An 18,248-nucleotide genomic window follows, 5' to 3' on the forward strand; every position below is an offset into this window, starting at 1 on the left:
CAGGTCGTCGGCGGCGACGGCCGCTCCGCCGGCGCCCGCCCCGGGGCGCCGGGAGGCTGGCACTCGCCTCATCCGAGTGCCAATGGTACGACGTGCGCGCCGGGCGCGTCGCCGGGAGCCCGGACCGGGGGCGCCCCCCTCGGCGGATAGGCTCGCCGCGTGCCTCGTCGTCGTGCCCTGCGCCTCCTCGTCGGTACCGCGGCCGTCGTCGTGCTCGCCCTCGTGGTGGTCGTCGCGCTCGTGGCGACCGTGGTCCGCCGTCCCCTCCCGGACGACGCGGGCGGCGCCGACCTCCCCGGACTCGACGCCGAGGTGACGGTGCAGCGGGACGCCCGCGGCGTGCCGAGCCTCTACGCCTCGACCGCCGAGGACCTCTTCCGCGCGCAGGGCTACGTCCACGCGCAGGACCGCTTCTTCGAGATGGACTACCGGCGCCACGTCACCGCCGGGCGCCTGTCCGAGCTCGTCGGGGAGAGCGAGGACGCGCTCGCCGCGGACACGGTGATCCGCACCTTCGGCTGGCGCGACGTCGCCGAGGAGGAGTGGTCGGGCCTCGACGCCGAGACGCGCTCGTACTTCGAGGCGTACGCCGAGGGCGTCAACGCCTATCTCGCCGAGCGCCCCGCGGAGGCCCTCGGCGTGGAGTACACGGTGCTCGGCCTGCAGGTCGACGTCGCGGCGCCCGAGGAGTGGGACCCCATCGACTCGCTGGTCTGGCTCAAGGCCATGGCCTGGGACCTGCGCGGCAACTACGACGACGAGCTCGCGCGCGCCCTCACGTACTCGACCGTGCGCGACGTCGCGCGGGTCAACGAGCTCTTCCCGCGGTACCCGCAGGAGACGAACCTGCCGATCGTGGGCGCCGTCGCCGCGGTGTCCGCGCCCGTCGATCCCGCGGCCGACGGCGCCGACCAGGCCGCGGCGACCGAGCCCACCGTGCTGCTCTCGCCCGGCGTCCAGGAGGCGCTCGACGCGGCCGAGGCCGCGCTCGCGGCCGTCCCCCACCTGCTCGGGGAGGGCGACGGCACGGGCTCCAACTCGTGGGTCGTGTCCGGCGAGCACACCGTGTCCGGGCTGCCGCTGCTCGCCAACGACCCGCACCTGTCGATCTCGGCCCCGGGGATCTGGGCCCAGATGGGTCTCTACTGCACCGAGGTCGGCCCGGACTGCCCCTTCGAGGTCTCCGGCTTCACGTTCGCCGGGTACCCGGGCGTCATCATCGGCCACAACGCCGACCTCGCCTGGGGGCTCACGAACCTCGGTGCCGACGTCACGGACTTCTTCGTCGAGCGCACGGACCCCGACGAGGGCACCTACCTGCGCGACGGCGAGCAGGTGCCGTTCGACACGCGCACCGAGGTCATCGAGGTCAACGGCGGCGAGCCGGTCGAGATCGAGGTCCGCTCGACCGTGCACGGCCCGATCGTCTCCGACGCGCTCGACGTCGGACGCCTCGTCGCCGCGCCGATGCCCGAGGGCGGTCGCGGCGTGCCCGAGATCGCGCTGGGCTGGACCGCGCTCGAGCCGGGCCGCACGGCCGACGCGGTCATCGCGATGATGACCGCGCGCGACGCCGCCGACGTCGCCGAGGCCGCGGCGCTCTTCGACGTGCCGTCGCAGAACATCGTCTTCGCGACCGTCGACGGCGACATCGGCTACCAGGCCCCTGGCCGCATCCCCGTGCGCCAGCGCGTCGCGGACGCGCCCGTCCCCACCGACGGCACCTGGCCCCGCCCCGGCTGGGACTCGCGCTACGACTGGCAGGGCGTCGTGGACCCGGCGAGCCTGCCGGCCGTCGTCAACCCCGCCGAGGGCTACGTCGTCGCCGCGAACCAGGCGGTCACCGCCGCCGGCCAGGGGCCGTTCCTCACGAGCGACTGGGACTACGGCTACCGCGCCCAGCGCATCCGCGCCCTCATCGAGGAGGCAGTGACGGCGGGGATCCCGCTCGACGCGGGAGCCATGTCGAGCTTCCAGTCCGACACGTGGAGCCCCTACGCGGACGCACTGGTGCCGGCGCTGCTCGAGGCGCCCGTGGCCGACGACTTCACCGAGGAGGGCGTCGACCTCCTGCGGGACTGGGACCACGAGCAGGTCCCCGAGTCGGCGGCCGCGGCCTACTTCTCCGCCGTGTGGGCGACGGTCCTCGAGCTGACCTTCTGGGACGACCTGCCCGAGGAGGCGTGGCCGAGCGGCGACAGCCGGTGGCTCGAGGTGGTCGTGCGCCTGCTCGAGCAGCCGGACAACCCGTGGTGGGACGACCGGCGCACGGTCAACGTCGTCGAGAGCCGCGACGAGATCCTGTCCCGCTCGCTCACGACGGCGCGCCTGCGTCTCACGGTCGACCTCGGCAAGGACGCGGGCGACTGGCAGTGGGGGCGGCTGCACACGGCGGCCCCGGGGCACCCCGTCCTCGGCGGCGAGGGCGTGCCGACACTGGTCCGGCGGCTGGTCAACCCCACCCCCCAGCCTGTGGGCGGCGGGTCGTCGATCGTGGACGCGACCGCGTGGGACGCCGCGAGCGGGTCGTTCGCCGTCACGTCGGCGCCGTCGATGCGCATGGTCGTCGACCTCGGGGACCTCGACGCGTCCACCTGGGTCAACCTCACGGGCGCGTCGGGCCACCCGGGCAGCGTCCACTACACCGACCAGTTCGGCGCCTGGGCCGCGGGGGAGACGTTCCCGTGGCCGTTCAGCCGTGAGGCGGTCGCGGAGGCCGCGGTGCGCGAGCTGGTCCTGCGCCCCACGGCCGGCGACGCCTGACGGAGGGCGGCGCCTGACGCACGAGCGCGGGACGCACGACCGGGGCGGGTGCCGTCACGGCACCCGCCCCGGTCGTGCGACGGGTCAGCGCAGCCAGCTGTTGCCGACCATGCGGCCCCAGGTCCGCCCGACCCCCCACGTGTCGCCCGAGAGCGTGACGGCCGCGATGATCAGCAGCAGCGCCTCGTGCCAGTGCGAGTCGACCACGGGGTTGTTGCCGCCGAGCGCGAACGGCGCCTCGGCGAGGTACATGAAGAGCATGAGCAGCGTGCCGGTGACGGCGGCGATGCGCAGCCCGGCGCCCAGCACGAGCGCGACGCCGATGCCGAGCAGGCCGACCATGAACAGGATGTCGCCGAACGGGTTGGCGAAGACCTGGAAGAACCCCGCGAACGGTCCCTCGATGCCCTTGATGAAGCCCTGGGCGGGGGTGCCGCCGTTGAGCCAGGCGCGCTCGGCGGGGGTCGCGAACCCGAGGCCGAACGTCTTGTCGAGGAACGCCCAGAGGAACGTGAAGCCGATCGTGATGCGCGCGACGGCGAGGACCTTGCGGGCGAGGCCGCTCGTGACGACCTCCTCCTGGTAGACCGTCGCGCGTGCGGCGGGGGCGCGGGTCGAGACGGCGGTGTTCGACATGAGGACCTCCCCAGGACGGGCCGGGTGCGGTGTCTCCGCCGCCCGGGAACCCGGTCGCACCGGGCTCTGCGTCCACTGTCCGCCGCACCGGAGGGGGCCCGAAAGGGCCCTAGGTCCGCGGGACCTCGGTCCCGGGACGGGCGGCGGCGACCGCCGCGCGGTCCGCTGCGACGGCCGGCTCAGGCGCCGTCGGGCCGGCGCGGGGTGCCCTCGACCCACTGCCAGCCCGTCGGCGTGGCGATGATGTCGACGCGGTGGTCGTGGGGCTCGTGGGGGAGCGGGTGCGTCGCGGCGTCGTAGACCTCGTCGTCGAACACCATGGCGACGACGGGCGTGCGGGGGCCGACGTGGGTGAGGACCCGGTCGTACCAGCCGCCGCCCTGGCCGAGCCGGGCGCCCGAGGTGTCGACCGCGAGCGCGGGTGCGATGACCGCGTCGGCCTCGGCGACCGCCTCGGCGCCCACGGTGGGGCCGGACGGCTCGGGCGGGCGGCCGGGCGCGCGCACGCGGAGGTCCTCGGCCGTGGTGAACCAGGCCCAGTCCCGCTGCAGGCCGGTGCCGAGCACCGGCAGGAGGACCTTCGTGCCGCGCCGCGCCAGGCGCTCGAGCAGCGGGACGGTGCCCGGCTCGGCCGGCCGGGCGACGTAGGCCGCGACCACGGACGCCTCGCGCACCTGCGGGAGGTCGCCGACGACGTGGGCGAACCCGGCCGCGGCACGGGCCCGGGCGCGCGGCGTCGCGCGGTCGCGCTCGGCGCGGATCGCGCGGCGCAGCTGCTCCTTGAGCTCCGCCGGGCTGAGCCGCGCCATGCGGTCCGGGAAGGGTTGGCCGGTGCTGCTCATGGTCACATCATCGCAAAGAACTCCTCAGGGGGTCACGGACCGACGGTCCGTGGACGGTCCGGGGCGCGGCGACGGCGGGGCGGGGGCCGGCCGGGGGGCCCGGCGTCCGGGCAGCCGGACGCCCCGCGCGACGTGGCGGACGTCACGCGCCCCCGACCCCCGGCGTTCACCTCCCGGAGACGCCCGTGTCCCCCGATCGGACTAGCCTCCCGCCATGAGCATCCGCAAAGCCGTCATCCCTGCCGCCGGACTCGGGACGAGGTTCCTGCCCGCGACCAAGTCCACCCCGAAGGAGATGCTGCCGGTCGTCGACAAGCCCGCCATCCAGTACGTGGTGGAGGAGGCCGTCGCCGCGGGGCTCGAGGACGTCCTCATGATCACCGGCCGGTCGAAGCGCACGCTCGCCGACCACTTCGACTCCGTCCCGGAGCTCGAGACCGCGCTCGAGGCCAAGGGCGACGAGAAGCGTCTCGCCGAGGTCCGCCGTTCGACCGAGCTCGCGAACGTGCACTTCGTGCGCCAGGGCCAGCCCAAGGGCCTCGGCCACGCGGTGCTGTGCGCGCGCCACCACGTCGGCGACGAGCCCTTCGCGGTCCTCCTGGGCGACGACCTCATCGACGAGCGGGACCCGGTCCTGCCGACGATGATCGCCCTCCAGCAGCGCACGGGCGGCTCGGTCGTCGCGCTCCTCGAGGTGGACCCGGAGCAGGTGCACCTCTACGGGTGCGCGGCGGTCGAGCCCCTCGAGGGCGACGACGCCGACCAGGTCCGGATCACCGGCCTGGTCGAGAAGCCCGACGCGGCGGACGCGCCGAGCAACCTCGCCGTCATCGGGCGCTACGTGCTCAGCCCGGCGGTGTTCGACGTGCTCGACCGCACGGAGCCGGGGCGCGGCGGGGAGATCCAGCTCACCGACGCGCTCGCGACGCTCGCCGGCATGCCGGCCGAGCAGGGGGGCGGCGTGTACGGCGTCGTCTTCCGCGGCCGGCGCTACGACACGGGGGACCGGCTCGACTACCTCAAGGCCGTCGTGCGGATCGCCGCCGACCGGCCGGACCTCGGCCCCGACCTGCGCGCCTGGCTCACGGAGTACGTGCAGACGCTGACATGATGGCCGGTCTATGAGATCAGTCTCCGAGCACCTGGCCGCGGTCCTCGACGCCGCCCGGCCCGTGGTCCCGCTGGACGTGGTGCTCGCGGACGCCGACGGGTGCATCCTCGCCGAGGACGTGACCGCGCCGGCCGACGTGCCGGCGCGCGCGGTCGCCGCACGGGACGGCTACGCGGTCCGCGCCGCCGACGTCGGCGCGCGCGGCGGCCCCGCCCCCGTGCCCGACGTCACGCTGCCGGTCGTCGACGACGCGCCCGTCACGGCGCCCGTGGCGCTGCGGCTCGTGCCCGGCGCGACGGTCCTCGTCGCGGCCGGCGGCCCGCTCCCGCAGGGGGCCGACGCGGTCGTGCCGCTCGCCCGGACGGACCGGGGCCGGGCGCGCGTCGTCGTGCGCGGCGGGGCCGACCCGGGCGAGAACGTCCGGCGGGTGGGCCACGACGCCGCGGCCGGGAGCGTCGTCCTGCGGGAGGGCACGCGGCTCGGGGCCCGGCACCTGTCCCTCGCCGCGGCCGTGGGCCGGGGCCGCGTGCGCGTGCACCCCGCGCCGCGCGTCGTCGTCGTGACCGTGGGGGACGAGCTCGTCGAGCCCGGCCGCCTCGCGCGCCCCGGGACCGTGCACGACGCCGACGCGCACGCGCTCGCCGCCGCGGTGCGGGAGGCGGGAGCGACGGCCGTGCGCGTCGGGCCGGTGGGCGACGACCGCAACGCGCTGCGCGAGGTCCTCGCCGACCAGCTCGTCCGGGCGGACCTCCTCCTGCTCACGGGCGGGCTGAGCGACGGGCCGTGGGACACGGTGACCGACGTGCTCGCGCCGCTGGGCACCGTGCGCTTCGACCAGGTCGCGATGACGCCCGGCCGGCGCCAGGGGTTCGGCACGGTGCTGCCGTCGGACGAGGAGGCGCTCTGGCCGGCGTCGGGCGGGGGCACGTCGACGCTGCGGGAGGGCAGTGACGGCGGGGACGGCGGTGACGGCAGGGGCGACGCCGGCGCCGGCGGGGGCCGCGACGCGGGGGTGCCGGTGTTCGCCCTCCCCGGCCACCCGGTCGAGGCCCTCGTGTCCTTCGAGGTGTTCGTCCGGCCGGCGCTGCGCGCGATGGCGGGCCAGCCCGAGCTCTTCCGGCCGTCCGTGCGCGCCGCGGCGGCGCGGTCGTGGGCCTCGCCGCGTGGCCTGCGCCAGTTCGTCCCGGCGACGGTCACCGGCTCGCCGACGGAGGGGTACGTCGTGGCTCCCGTGGGGGACCCGGCGGCGCCCGCGCTCACCGACCTCGCGACGGCGAACGCCCTGGCCGTCGTCGGCGAGGACACGACCGTGGTGCGCGCGGGGGACACGCTCGCGTGCCTCGTGCTGGAGGGCTGATGGCACGGGGCTGGCCCGTCGTGCTGCGCGAGGGCGACGTCGTGCTGCGGCCGCTCCGGCGGCGCGACGCGCGCGCGTGGCTCGCCGCACGCATGCGCAACGCGGCCTGGCTCGAGCCGTGGGAGGCGACGTCGCCCGAGCCGTTCACGGGTCAGCCGCCGAGCTTCCCCGAGTTCGTCCGGACGCTCGCGGCGCAGGCCCGGCAGGGGTCCGCGCTCCCGTTCGTCGTGGAGTACCGGGGCGAGCTCGTCGGGCAGCTCACCGTGTCGACGATCGTCCGGGGCTCCCTGTGCTCGGGCAGCATCGGCTACTGGATCAGCCAGCACGTCGCGGGGCGCGGCATCATGCCGACCGCGGTCGCGATGGCCGTCGACCACTGCTTCGGCCCCGTGGGCCTGCACCGCATCGAGATCAACATCCGGCCGGAGAACGAGCCGAGCCTGCGCGTCGTCGCCAAGCTCGGGCTGCGCGACGAGGGCGTGCGTGAGCGGTTCCTGCACATCCAGGGCCAGTGGTGCGACCACCGCACCTTCGCGGTCACGACCGAGGAGGTGCCCGAGGGGCTCCTCGCGCGGTGGCGGGCGAGCCGCACGCCCTGACCGTCGCGCGCCGCGGAACCACACGGGTGTAGTTCGTCGGCCGACACGCCGCCCACCGTCCGGTCGCGGCGCGCGCCGCGGACCTACCGTCGTGCCGTGAACCAGGCCGGGATCGTGGTGATCGCCGTGGCCGGGCTCTGGATCGCATACCTGGTGCCGCACCACCTGCGCCACCGCCAGCAGCTGCTCGAGGCCCGCGCCGACGACCGCTTCTCGGAGCGTCTGCGCGTGGTCCACGTGCTCCGGCCGGCGCGCGCGGGCAGGGCGCCCGGGCGTCGGGCGGACGGCTCGGCGGGGCGGGGGTCGCACGGCGTGGCCCCGGTCCCCGGACGCACCGAGCCGCTCCGGCTGCACCCGGCGAGACACGACGAGCGCGCACGACGAGGAGTGAGCCCGATGGAGCGACCGCACGGACTGAGCGACCGCGTCGCCGCCGACCTGGTGCGCCGGTCCGCGGCCGAGCACGCGGGACGCGCGGCGCACCTCGCCCGCCGGTCCGCGTCCGCGCGGCGGCGCGCGGCGCTGACGGCCCTGCTGCTCGTCGCCGTCCCGGTCGCGTGGGTGCTCGTGCCCCTGCTGACCCTGCCCGTCGCCGTCGGGATCGTGCCCTCGGTCCTGCTGGCCGCCGTCCTCGTCGCCGGTCGTCGCGCCGTGGTCGCCGCGGCGCGCGCCGACGCCGCGTGGGAGGAGGGTGAGCCCTACCGCCTGCCCGCGCCGCGCCGGGCGCCGAGCGTCGTCGGGCGCGCGGTGCGCCCGTCCGACGCGGTGACCGAGGTCATGGCACGCGTGCCGCGCGTCCCCGTGGCGGCAGGCATGTCGGTCGCCCTCGCCGAGGCCGCGGCGACCGTCGCGGCCGCGTCGGCTCCGGCCGCCCGCGCGACGGCGCCCGCGCCGCGCCGCGAGGCGGAGACCCCGGCGCCCGGTCCCGCGTGGCTCCCCGTGCCGGTGCCGCGCCCGACGTACACGCTCAAGCCCGAGGCGCGCCGCCCTGAGCCGGCCCCGCTGCCCGCCCCGTCGGACGTCGAGGCCCCCGCTGCGCGGGCCACGACCGACCACAGCACGGCCGAGCGCCCCGCCGCGTCCGCCAGCCGCGCCGAGCGCGCCCCTGCGACGGGTGGCCTCGACCTCGACGCCGTGCTGGCACGGCGCCGCGCGTCGGGCGAGTGACGTGGCACCCCTCGACGGGTGCTAATCTTGTCCTCGCTTCCGGGGCTGTGGCGCAGTTGGTAGCGCGTCTCGTTCGCAATGAGAAGGTCAGGGGTTCGAATCCCCTCAGCTCCACCACCGAAGGCCCCGCATCCGTCCGGATGCGGGGCCTTCGCCGTCCGCCCGGCCTGTCGGCGCGCTCGGCTAGGCTTCCTGCACCGCGCCGCAGGGGGCCGGGAGCCGCGGGTCGATGGGTCCGCGGCGCGTCGGGGAGGAGCCCGGTTGGCAGAGGGCACGCCTACGGGCGGGGTCGTGGCGCCGTCGTCCGAGAGCGAGCAGCCGGGCACCGCGCGTGACCTCGCGGTCCCGGTGCCGGCGCACGTCGAGGCCCGCACCGGTGACCCGTTCGTCATCGGCCCGGGCGTGCGCGTCGTGACCGACGGCAGCACCGAGGCCGTCGCCGTCGCGGTCATGGCCGCGAGCCGGCTGCACCGCCTGAGCGACGTGCCCGTGGCCGTCCTGCACGAGGACGACGGGACGCCCGGCTCCGTCGTCCTCGCGCTCGCGGACGCCGCGACGGTCGGGGTGCCCGCGGGCACCGATGCGTCGCTCGCGCACGAGGCGTACCGGATCGACGTGACGGCCGACCGCGCGGTGCTCACCGCCGTCTCGGGCGCCGGCCTCCTCCACGCCGCGCACACGCTCCAGCAGTGCGCCGTGCCCGGCGCGGAGCCCGCGACGTGGACCGTCGCGCCGCAGCTCGTCGTCGACCACCCGCGGTTCGCCTGGCGCGGCCTGTGCCTCGACGTCGCGCGCCACTTCTTCGGCGTCCCCGACCTGCTCCGGGTCCTCGACCTCATGGCGTCGCTCAAGCTCAACGTGCTGCACCTGCATCTCACGGACGACCAGGGCTGGCGCCTCGACGTGCCGTCGCGGCCCGCGCTCGCCGCGGTGTCGGGCCTCACCGCCGTGGGCGGGGACCCGGGCGGGTACTACTCGAGCCAGGACTGGGCGCAGCTGCTCGGCTACGCGGCGTCGCGGCACGTGACGGTCGTGCCCGAGATCGACCTGCCCGGGCACGTCAACGCCGCGCTCCACGCGCTGGGCGAGCTGACGCCGAGCGGCCGCCCCGCGCGCGCCTACACGGGCATCGACGTCGGCTTCAGCCGCCTGCACGTCGACCTGCCCGCGACCCGCCCGTTCCTGCACGACGTGCTGGGCGACGTCGCGGCGATGACGCCCGGGCCGTGGGTGCACGTCGGGGGCGACGAGGTCCTCACCATGGAGCCCGCCGAGTACCGCGCCCTCGTGCGCGCCGCGGTCGAGGAGCTCGCCGCGGCGGGCAAGACGGTCGTGGGCTGGCAGGAGGTCGCGTCCGCGCTCGACGGCCCGCCTGCGCCGGGCGAGGGTCCCGCGCTGGAGGAGGCGCTCGCGAGCGCCGTCGTGCAGTACTGGGACGAGCGGGAGGGCGCGGAGGAGGTGACGCGCGCGGCGGCGCACGGCGCCCGCGTCGTGCTCTCGCCCGCGACCCGGGTCTACCTCGACATGCGCTACGACGCGGCGACGCCCGTCGGCCTCGAGTGGGCCGGGCACGTCGAGGTGCGGGACAGCTACGAGTGGGAGCCGCTCGACGTGCTGCCCGGGGTCCCCGCGGACCGGGTCCTGGGCGTCGAGGCGGCGCTGTGGACGGAGACCGTGCGGACGTCCGAGGACCTGTTCCTCCTCCTGCTGCCGCGGCTCGCCGCGGTGGCCGAGGTGGCGTGGTCGCGTGCGGACGCCCGAGGGTGGGACTCGTTCGCGGCGCGCCTGCCGCGGCAGACGGCCCGGTGGGACGAGCGCGGGTACACGTGGTACCGCTCGCCACAGGTGCCCTGGTCCGCGGGACGCTGACGGCTCACCCGCCGGGACTCACACCCAGCGCGGCAGCCACTGGCGCAGCTGCCACATCCGGAAGGTGACGACCTGGCCGGTCCACACCGGCCAGAAGAACACCGTCGCGGCGAGCACGAGGACCGCGAGCGCGACGAGGCCCGTGCGCACGGTCGAGCGCCGCGGCTCGTCGTCGGCCCAGGCGAGGAGCCGCCCGACGGCGTGCGCCACGCCGAGCGCGAGCCACGGGAGCAGGACGACGGCGTAGAAGGTGAAGATCGCGCGCTCGGTGTAGGCGAACCACGGCAGCCAGCCCGCGGCCACCCCGCCGACGACGACGGCCGCGCGCGCGTCCCGGCGCCGCACGGCCCACCACACGCACGCGACGACCGCGGCGACGCCCAGCCACCAGACGAACGGGTTGCCGAGCGACGTCACGGCCTGCGAGCAGCGGTCCGCGCCGCACACCTGCTGCGCCGGGCCGGGCGCCTCGTAGAAGAACGACGTCGGCCGCAGCTGGAGCAGCCAGCCCGCGGGGTGCGCGGCGTAGGGGTGCTCGGCGTCGAGCGTCGTGTGGAACGTCCACATCTGCTGGTGGTACTGCCACAGCGCGCGCAGCGGCTCGGGCAGCCATGTCACGCCCTCGCCCGGGTGGTCGGCCGCCCAGGACCGGCCGTAGCCGCCCGACGTCCCGAGCCAGCCCGCCCAGGTCGCGACGTACGTCACCGCGGCGACCGGCACGAGGGCCACGAAGGCGGGCACGGTGTCGCGCAGCAGGGTGCCCTGCCACCACAGCACGACGCCGGCCCGGCGCCGGGCGGACGCGTCCCACGCGACCGTGAGGAGGCCGAGCAGCGCGACGAACCACAGCGCGCTCCACTTGGTCCCCACCGCGAGCCCGAGCATCACGCCCGCGACGACGCGCCACGGTCGCCACAGGGACCACGGTCCCCAGCGGGCGGGCGCGCGCGGCGGCCCGGTCGCCGCGGCGAGGCGTGCCGCCGCACGGTCGCGGTCGACGAGCAGCGCGGCCGCGCCGGCGAGGACGAGCGTGGTGAGGACACCGTCGAGCAGCGCGGTGCGCGAGAGGACGATCGCCGTGCCGTCGAGCGCGAGGAGCAGCCCGGCGAGCGCGCCGAGCGCGGTCGAGCCGAGCAGGCGGCGGCCGACCCGGACGAGCAGGACGACGGCGAGGACGCCGGCCACCACGGTGCCCAGGCGCCAGCCGACCGGGTCCTGCGCGCCGAGCAGGCGCATCCCCGCCGCGATGACCCACTTGCCCACGGGCGGGTGCACGACGTAGCTCGGCTCGGTGAGGTAGGAGTCGACGTCGCCCGCCTCGAACGCCGGGTCGGGGTCCGCGGGCCACTGGCCCTCGTAGCCGAGCTGGAGCAGCGTCCAGGCGTCCTTGACGTAGTACGTCTCGTCGAACACGAGCGCGCGGGGACGGTCGAGCGCCGGGAGGCGGAGCGCCGCGGCCACGCCGGCGACCGCGAGCGTCGCGGGCCAGCCGCCGAGGCGCTCGAGCGCGCCCACCCCGGTACGGACGGCGGGTGCGGCGTGGCGCTCGGCGACCGGGCGCGGGGCGCGGTCGGTGAGCGGCACGCGGTCAGGCTAGGACACGCGGCCCTGCGTGGCGGGCACGCCCGCCGGACGGCCTAGCCTGGCGGGCATGACGACGGGCCGGATCGTGCTGGCGGCCACGCCCATCGGCGACGCCGAGGACGCCTCCCCGCGCCTGCGCCGCCTGCTCGTGGAGGCCGACGTCGTCGCCGCGGAGGACACGCGGCGGCTCGCGGCGCTCGCGCAGCGCCTGGGCGTCCGGCCCACCGGGCGGGTCGTCAGCCACCACGAGCACAACGAGGCGTCGCGCGCGGCCGAGCTGCTCGACGTCGTGCGCGGGGGCGGGACGGTCCTCGTGGTGTCCGACGCCGGCATGCCCACGGTGTCGGACCCGGGGTTCGGCCTCGTGCGCGCCGCGGTCGAGGCGGGCCTCCCCGTGACGACGGCGCCGGGGCCGAGCGCCGTCCTCGCCGCGCTCGCCGTCTCGGGCCTGCCGACCGACCGGTTCACGTTCGAGGGCTTCCCCCCGCGCAAGGCCGGCGAGCGGTCGCGCGTGCTCGCCGAGCTCGAGCGCGAGCGGCGCACGATGGTCTTCTTCGAGGCGCCACACCGCCTCGGTGCGACGCTCGCGGCGATGGCGCACGCGTTCGGCGACGACCGCCCCGCCGCGGTGTGCCGCGAGCTGACCAAGACGTACGAGGAGGTCGTGCGCGGGTCGCTCGCCGAGCTCGTCGCGTGGTCCGACCGCGAGGTGCGCGGGGAGATCGCCGTCGTCGTGGGCGGCGCACCGGTGGCCGCGCCCGCCTCGACGCGCGACCTCGTCGCGGAGGTGCTCGCGCGCGCGGACGGCGGCGAGCGCCTCAAGGACGCCGTCGCCGCGGTGGCGGAGGCCGCGGGCGTCGCCAAGCGCGAGCTCTACGCGGCCGCGCTCGCGGGCCGCCAGGGCTGACGGCGCCGCGCGGCCGGGCCGGCCCCCGCGTCCCCGCCGCACCCGAGGCGGCCGCGGCGCGTGGGCGTCAGCGCAGGTAGGCGGGCACCGGGGCGGTGACGTCGGGGTCCGTCTCGGGCGCACCCGCCACGGTCCGGAGCGGCACGACGCCGGCCCAGTGCGGCAGGGCGAGGTCCTCGGGCTCGTCACGCACGCCGCCCGTGCGCGCGCGGACCGACACCTCCTCGAGCGGGAGCGCGAGGACCGCGGTCTCGGCGAGCTCCCGCCGGCTGGGCGGCCGGCTGTCCGCCGCCCGCCCGGCGCCGGTCCGCTCGACGAGCGCGTGCAGCACGGCGCGCTTGGCGTCGTCGTCGGCCACGAGCGTCGCGACCCCGTGGACGACGACGGAGCGGTAGTTGGCGCTGTGGTGGAACTGGGAGCGGCCGTAGACGATGCCGTCGAGGATCGTCACCGACGCGCACACGCGCAGCCCCTCGCCGCGGGCCGCGAGCAGGGGACGCCCGCCCGTCGAGCCGTGGACGTAGAGCACGTCGCCGATGCGGACGTGGAGCGTGGGCAGCACGCGCGGCTCGCCGTCGACGACGAAGGCGAGGTCGCAGTGCCAGGCCTCGTCGAGCACGGCGTGGGCGGCGGCGCGGTCGTAGCTCATGCGGTCCCGCGTGCGGGTCGCGGTCGTGCGCGCGGTGCGCTCGTAGGTCCTCGTCGTCCCGGTCGCCCGGGCCGTGCCGGTGGCGGGGCTGGGCGTCGTCGTCGCGGTCACGATGCTCCTCGCTGTCCTTTGTGCTATAACAAAGACGTGTCTGTGCCAGAACAATACCGGTACTCGGGATCGACGTCCGCGGAGATCGCCGCCGACGTCGAGCAGGCCGTGCGCACCGGCGCCCTCGCGCCGGGGCACGCGCTGCCCACGGTCCGCGCGCTCGCGTCCGACCTCGGCGTCAGTGCGGCGACCGTGGCGAAGGCGTACGGCGAGCTCCGGCGTCGCGGCGTGGTGAGCACGGCGGGCCGCGCCGGGACGCGCGTCCGGCACCGGCCCGCCGTCGACAGCCGGGCGTCGCGCGACCTCGCGGTCCCGGACGGGACGCTCGACCTCGCCTCCGGCGCGCCCGACCCGCGACTGCTGCCCGACCACGCCGCGGCCCTCGCGCGCGTCGCCGCCACCGCCGGCCCGCCGGGCGGGTACCGCGAGGCGGGCGTGCTGCCCGCCCTCCGCGACCTCGCCCGCACGCGGCTCGCGGCCGACGGCGTCGTCGTGCCGGACGCCGGCCTGACGGTGACGTCCGGCGCGCTGGACGCGATCGAGCGCCTGCTCTCGGCGCACCTGCGGCCGGGGGACCGGGTCGCGGTCGAGGACCCGGGCTGGGCGAACCTGCTCGACCTCGTCGCCGCGCTCGGGCTCGAGCCCGTGCCAATCCCGGTCGACGACGACGGCCCCACGCCCGACGGCCTGCGACGCGCGCTCGACCGGGGCGCGCGCGCCGTCGTCGTCACGGCCCGCGCCCACAACCCCACGGGTGCCGCCGTCGGCGCCGCGCGCGCGGCCGCGCTGCGCGACGTGCTCGCGCGGCACCCGGCCACGCTGCTCGTCGAGGACGACCATGCCGCCGAGCTCTCGCCCGTCCCGCTGCGCCCGCTCGCCGGCGCCACGGACGCCTGGGCGTTCGTCCGGTCGGTGTCCAAGCCCTACGGCCCCGACCTGCGGCTCGCCGTCCTGGCCGGCGACGAGGCGACCGTCGCGCGTGTGGTGGGCCGCATGCGGCTGGGCGCGGGCTGGGTGTCGACGCTGCTCCAGCGCCTCGTCGTCGAGCTCTGGACCGACCCCGCCGTCCGGGCCGAGGTGGCCCGCGCCCGCGACGAGTACGCGGCGCGGCGCAGCGCCCTGGTGGCGGCGCTCGCGCGCCACGGCGTCCCGGCGTCCGGGCGCACCGGCGTGAACGTGTGGGTCCCCGTGCGCGACGAGACGCGCACGGTCGCGGCGCTCCGTGACCGCGGCATCGCCGTCGCGCCCGGGTCGCTCTACCGGCTCGCGTCGGCGCCGGGGGTGCGGATCACGGTCGGGCCCCTCGCCGCGGACGACGTCGAGCCCCTCGCCGCGGCCGTCGCCGAGGCGGTCGCGGGCACGGGGCGCGCGTTCTCGGCCTGAGCACCCGGCTCGGGGAGCGCCGGCGGTCGGGCGCCGGGGCGATGGTGCGGAGCGCCCCGGGAGCGGCGTGCGGGTCAGGCGGTCGAGGGGACGAGCACGGCGCCTGCGGCCGCGAGCTCGGCCCGCGCCGCGGCGCCCTGCTCGGGCGTGACCGGCACGGTGAGGTCGGTGAGGACGCGCGTCCGCAGGCCGAGCCCGATCGCGTCGAGCGCCGTCGCCCGCACGCAGTGTGACTCGGCGATCCCGACGACGTCCACCTCCGTGACGCCCGCCTCGCGCAGGATCGTGGCCAGGTCGCGGCCGTCGTCGTCGGTGCCCTCGAAGCCCGAGTAGGCCGCCTGGTACGCGCCCTTGCGGACGCTCGCGTCGGGGCGCAGGTCGGCGAGCGCGGGGTGCAGCTCGGCCTCCGCCGTCCCGGCGACGCCGTGCGGCGGCCACGTGTCGACGTAGTCCGGCTCCTCGGGCGGCGTCGCGAAGTGGCGGCCCGGGTCGACGTGCCAGTCCTGCGTGGTCACGACGAGCGCGTACTCGGCGCGGCGGTCGCGCGCGTGCTCGGCGATGGCCCGCGCGACGGCGTCCCCGCCGGCGACCGGCAGCGCACCCCCCTCGCAGAACGTCGGCTGCACGTCGACGACGAGCAGCGCCCTGCGCGCGGACGAGGTCTCGAGGCTCATCCCTCCACCCTAGGAGCCAGCCCGCCGCCTCGCGGCGCCTGCCCGGACGTGCGGCGCATGGTGCTCGCGGTGCCGCCGGGGCCGTCCGCGCCGACCAGAGGACCACTCCTCTCACTCCTGCACCGTGCGCCGCACGTCCGTGCCGGGCCGGCGCGCCTCCGGGACGGCCAGTCGTCCCCGGTGGATCCGGATGTCGGCCGTCCACAGGTCGGGGGGTCCGTCGCCGACGCCCCGGCGCGACGTCGACATCCTGCGGGCGTGGACCTCGTGGAACGCCTGCGTGCCGCGGACGGTTGCCTTCGCAGGTCGGAGCTCGTCCGGACGTCGGTCGACGCCCGGCAGCTCCGTGCTCTGGTGGACACGGGTGCTGTGAGCCGGCAGGGCACCGGCCTCTACGCGCTGCCGGGAACCGCACCCGCGGTGGTCGCGGCCCGCCGGGTGGGCGGGGCGGTGACCTGCGTCTCGGCGCTCGCGGCCGCCGGTCTGCCCCTGCTCGACAGCAGACCCGCCCCGCACGTGTGCCTCCCTCGCCGGCGCGGGGCGCCCAGGGCAGGCCTGCTCCCCGCTGCGACGGTGCTGCACTGGGACGCCACGGCCCCGACGACTCGGCACCGCCTGGTCGCGCCCGTGGCGCTCGCACTGGCGCATGCCGTCGGCTGCCTCCCTCTGCGGGAGGTCGTCGCCGCGACCGACGCCGCACTGCGGCTCCGCCTCCTGGCGGACCCGACCGACCTGGCTCGGTACCGGCCGCGGGCGGGCAAGGTGACGTTCGACCGTGTCCTGCGCCTCGCCGACGCGCGGAGCGAGTCGCTGCCCGAGACGTTCCTGAGGCTCGGTCTGACGGGAGCAGGCCTGCGCGTCGAGCCGCAGGTCGTGGTGGAGGGCGTCGGCCGCGTGGACCTGCTCGTGGAGGGCGTGCTGCTCGTCGAGGTGGACGGGTTCGCCTACCACGGCGACCGTCGCGCGTTCCGCGAGGACCGCCGCCGGGACCGGACGGCGACCCTCCTCGGGCTCCCGGTGCTGCGGTTCGCCTACGACGACGCCGTCCACGAGACGGCCCGCGCCGTCCTCGAGGTCTGCAGCGTGCTCGCGCAGCTGGACGACCGCGATGCGGTCCGTCGACGGGTCGTGCGGCGCTCGTGACCGATGGGGCGGGAGAGCACTCGGCGGAGCTCGACGGCGCACGATGCGTCACTGCTGCCCCGTGCGCCGCGCGCCCCGCGCACCGCACTCCGCACTGCCGGGCGCCGGCGGGTGGCCGGGCCGCGTCGGTTGTGGGGGGCCGGGGCGCGGGGGAGGGTGGGGACGTGGACGTCGGCGGGTGCGCGGGGCGGTGGGGGCGGGCCGCGGTCGCCGCCGCGGGCGTCGCGCTCCTCACCGGCCTCGGCGCCTGCACGGCGCCGGCGCCCGAGCCCTCGCTGCACACGCCCGGCGGTGCCGCGACCGACGACGCGACCGACGACGCGACCGCGGCCCCGAGCCCGTCCGCCGACGCCGCGGCGTTCCCCGCCGGGCCCGCCCTCGCGCCCGCGACGGCCGAGCCCACCGACGTGCTCACGGGCCTCGTCACCCCGTGGGGCCTGGCGTTCCTCCCCGGCGGGGCGTTCCTCGTGACCCTGCGCGACCCCGCTCAGGTGCTGCTCGTCACCGCCGAGGGGGCCGCTGCCCTCACCGGACCGGGCGCGGAGGAGCTCGTCGCCTCCACCCGCGCCGAGGGCGAGGGTGGGCTGCTGGGCGTGGCCGTCTCGCCCGACGTCGCCCAGGACCGGCTGGTCTACCTCTACCGCACGACCGCGGCCGGGAACGAGGTCGTGCGCGCGCGCCTCGAGGAGGACGCGACGCTCGGCGCGCTCGAGCCCGTGCTCACGGGCATCCCCGCGGCCCGCAACCACGACGGCGGACGCCTCGCCTTCGGCCCGGACGGCCGCCTCTACGTCGGCACGGGCGACGCGGGTGACCCGGCCTCCGCGCAGGACCCGACCAGCCTCGCGGGCAAGATCCTCCGCCTCACCGCCGACGGCGAGCCCGCGCCCGGCAACCCGGACCCGGGCAGCGTGGTGTGGAGCCTCGGGCACCGCAACGTCCAGGGCCTGGCGTGGACGCCCGACGGCACGCTGCTCGCGAGCGAGCTCGGCCAGGACACGACCGACGAGCTCAACCGGATCGAGCCCGGTGCCAACTACGGCTGGCCGCTCGTCGAGGGCGTCGGCGGTCGCGAGGGCCTCGTGGACCCGTTCGTCACCTGGACCACCGACGAGGCCTCGCCGAGCGGGATCGCGGTCGCGGGCGACGCCGTGCACGTCGCGGCCCTGCGCGGCGCGCGCCTGTGGACCGTCGGCCTCGTCGACGCGGCGACCCCCGACGCGGAGCCCACCGCGTCGCTCGACCTCGGGCGGCTGCGCGACGTCGTCGCGGGCCCGGACGGCGCCCTGTGGGTCCTCACGCAGAACACCGACGGCCGCGGCGAGGCGCGCCCAGGTGACGACCGGCTCGTCCGCCTCCTGCCGCCGGCGCCCGGGTGAGGCCGGCACCGGCCGCCCGCGCGGTCCTCACGCCGCCCGGGCGTCCGCGGACCTCGGCGGGCCGGCGCGCGTCC

General features: G+C 77.3%; 16 protein-coding genes and 1 tRNA gene. 11 read left to right on the top strand and 6 right to left on the bottom strand.

The features are described from left to right. The first annotated feature begins 159 nt into the window (after positions 1 to 159). Positions 160 to 2,763 (top strand): penicillin acylase family protein, encoded by a 2,604-nt coding sequence (locus JIG38_RS06665; protein WP_199422977.1) that lies wholly within the window; start codon positions 160 to 162, stop codon positions 2,761 to 2,763. Positions 2,764 to 2,847: 84 nt separating this feature from the next. Here JIG38_RS06665 and JIG38_RS06670 read toward each other — a convergent pair whose 3' ends face one another. After that, entirely contained in the window at positions 2,848 to 3,399 is a 552-nt protein-coding gene (locus tag JIG38_RS06670; RefSeq protein WP_199422978.1) for a DoxX family protein, read from the bottom strand. A gap of 179 nt (positions 3,400 to 3,578) precedes the next feature. Then, complete coding sequence (locus tag JIG38_RS06675; RefSeq protein WP_199422979.1) at positions 3,579 to 4,241, bottom strand: 5-formyltetrahydrofolate cyclo-ligase; 663 nt, start codon at positions 4,239 to 4,241, stop codon at positions 3,579 to 3,581. Positions 4,242 to 4,455: 214 nt separating this feature from the next. On the opposite strand from JIG38_RS06675, the gene galU reads away from it, so the two are divergent. From galU to JIG38_RS06705, 6 genes are all read left to right on the top strand, one after another. Beyond that, positions 4,456 to 5,352, top strand: coding sequence for a UTP--glucose-1-phosphate uridylyltransferase GalU (gene galU / locus JIG38_RS06680; protein WP_199422980.1), 897 nt, complete (start codon positions 4,456 to 4,458; stop codon positions 5,350 to 5,352). A 10-nt stretch (positions 5,353 to 5,362) separates the two neighbouring features. Continuing rightward, entirely contained in the window at positions 5,363 to 6,709 is a 1,347-nt protein-coding gene (locus tag JIG38_RS06685; RefSeq protein ID WP_199422981.1) for a molybdopterin molybdotransferase MoeA, read from the top strand. Next, positions 6,709 to 7,308 (top strand): GNAT family N-acetyltransferase, encoded by a 600-nt coding sequence (locus JIG38_RS06690; protein ID WP_199422982.1) that lies wholly within the window; start codon positions 6,709 to 6,711, stop codon positions 7,306 to 7,308. The genes JIG38_RS06685 and JIG38_RS06690 overlap by 1 nt, the downstream gene beginning before the upstream one ends. Positions 7,309 to 7,404: 96 nt before the next feature. Beyond that, complete coding sequence (locus JIG38_RS06695; RefSeq protein ID WP_199422983.1) at positions 7,405 to 8,475, top strand: hypothetical protein; 1,071 nt, start codon at positions 7,405 to 7,407, stop codon at positions 8,473 to 8,475. 41 nt (positions 8,476 to 8,516) lie between these two features. Next, positions 8,517 to 8,592, top strand: a tRNA-Ala gene (locus JIG38_RS06700). Between the two features lie 144 nt (positions 8,593 to 8,736). Next, positions 8,737 to 10,344 (top strand): beta-N-acetylhexosaminidase, encoded by a 1,608-nt coding sequence (locus JIG38_RS06705; RefSeq protein WP_233404560.1) that lies wholly within the window; start codon positions 8,737 to 8,739, stop codon positions 10,342 to 10,344. An 18-nt stretch (positions 10,345 to 10,362) separates the two neighbouring features. Here the strand turns inward: JIG38_RS06705 and JIG38_RS20940 are convergent, their stop codons facing one another. Beyond that, on the bottom strand, positions 10,363 to 11,928 hold the full coding sequence (locus tag JIG38_RS20940) for a dolichyl-phosphate-mannose--protein mannosyltransferase (RefSeq protein WP_199422984.1): 1,566 nt from the start codon (positions 11,926 to 11,928) through the stop codon (positions 10,363 to 10,365). A gap of 67 nt (positions 11,929 to 11,995) precedes the next feature. Here JIG38_RS20940 and rsmI point away from each other — a divergent pair, with 67 nt between their 5' ends. Continuing rightward, positions 11,996 to 12,835 (top strand): 16S rRNA (cytidine(1402)-2'-O)-methyltransferase, encoded by an 840-nt coding sequence (rsmI, locus tag JIG38_RS06715; protein WP_199422985.1) that lies wholly within the window; start codon positions 11,996 to 11,998, stop codon positions 12,833 to 12,835. 67 nt (positions 12,836 to 12,902) lie between these two features. On the opposite strand, the gene JIG38_RS06720 is transcribed toward rsmI, so the two are convergent. Further along, positions 12,903 to 13,595 (bottom strand): pyridoxamine 5'-phosphate oxidase family protein, encoded by a 693-nt coding sequence (locus JIG38_RS06720; protein ID WP_199422986.1) that lies wholly within the window; start codon positions 13,593 to 13,595, stop codon positions 12,903 to 12,905. A 42-nt stretch (positions 13,596 to 13,637) separates the two neighbouring features. Here JIG38_RS06720 and JIG38_RS06725 point away from each other — a divergent pair, with 42 nt between their 5' ends. Continuing rightward, positions 13,638 to 14,978 (top strand): aminotransferase class I/II-fold pyridoxal phosphate-dependent enzyme, encoded by a 1,341-nt coding sequence (locus JIG38_RS06725; RefSeq protein WP_199422987.1) that lies wholly within the window; start codon positions 13,638 to 13,640, stop codon positions 14,976 to 14,978. A 74-nt stretch (positions 14,979 to 15,052) separates the two neighbouring features. Here JIG38_RS06725 and JIG38_RS06730 read toward each other — a convergent pair whose 3' ends face one another. Next, the gene (locus JIG38_RS06730) at positions 15,053 to 15,652 is read right to left on the bottom strand and encodes an isochorismatase family protein (RefSeq protein ID WP_199422988.1); all 600 of its coding nucleotides are present in this window, start codon (positions 15,650 to 15,652) and stop codon (positions 15,053 to 15,055) included. Positions 15,653 to 15,763: 111 nt separating this feature from the next. Next, the gene (locus JIG38_RS06735; RefSeq protein ID WP_199422989.1) at positions 15,764 to 15,901 is read right to left on the bottom strand and encodes a hypothetical protein; all 138 of its coding nucleotides are present in this window, start codon (positions 15,899 to 15,901) and stop codon (positions 15,764 to 15,766) included. Positions 15,902 to 16,021: 120 nt separating this feature from the next. Here JIG38_RS06735 and JIG38_RS06740 point away from each other — a divergent pair, with 120 nt between their 5' ends. Both JIG38_RS06740 and JIG38_RS06745 read left to right on the top strand, forming a co-directional pair. Further along, positions 16,022 to 16,795: a putative endonuclease domain-containing protein gene (locus JIG38_RS06740; protein ID WP_199422990.1), complete on the top strand. Its 774-nt coding sequence runs from the start codon at positions 16,022 to 16,024 to the stop codon at positions 16,793 to 16,795. Between the two features lie 164 nt (positions 16,796 to 16,959). Further along, complete coding sequence (locus tag JIG38_RS06745; protein ID WP_307844648.1) at positions 16,960 to 18,174, top strand: PQQ-dependent sugar dehydrogenase; 1,215 nt, start codon at positions 16,960 to 16,962, stop codon at positions 18,172 to 18,174. Positions 18,175 to 18,248: the final 74 nt, after the last annotated feature.

Source organism: Actinotalea solisilvae (assembly GCF_016464425.1).
GTDB classification, from domain to species: domain Bacteria; phylum Actinomycetota; class Actinomycetes; order Actinomycetales; family Cellulomonadaceae; genus Actinotalea; species Actinotalea solisilvae.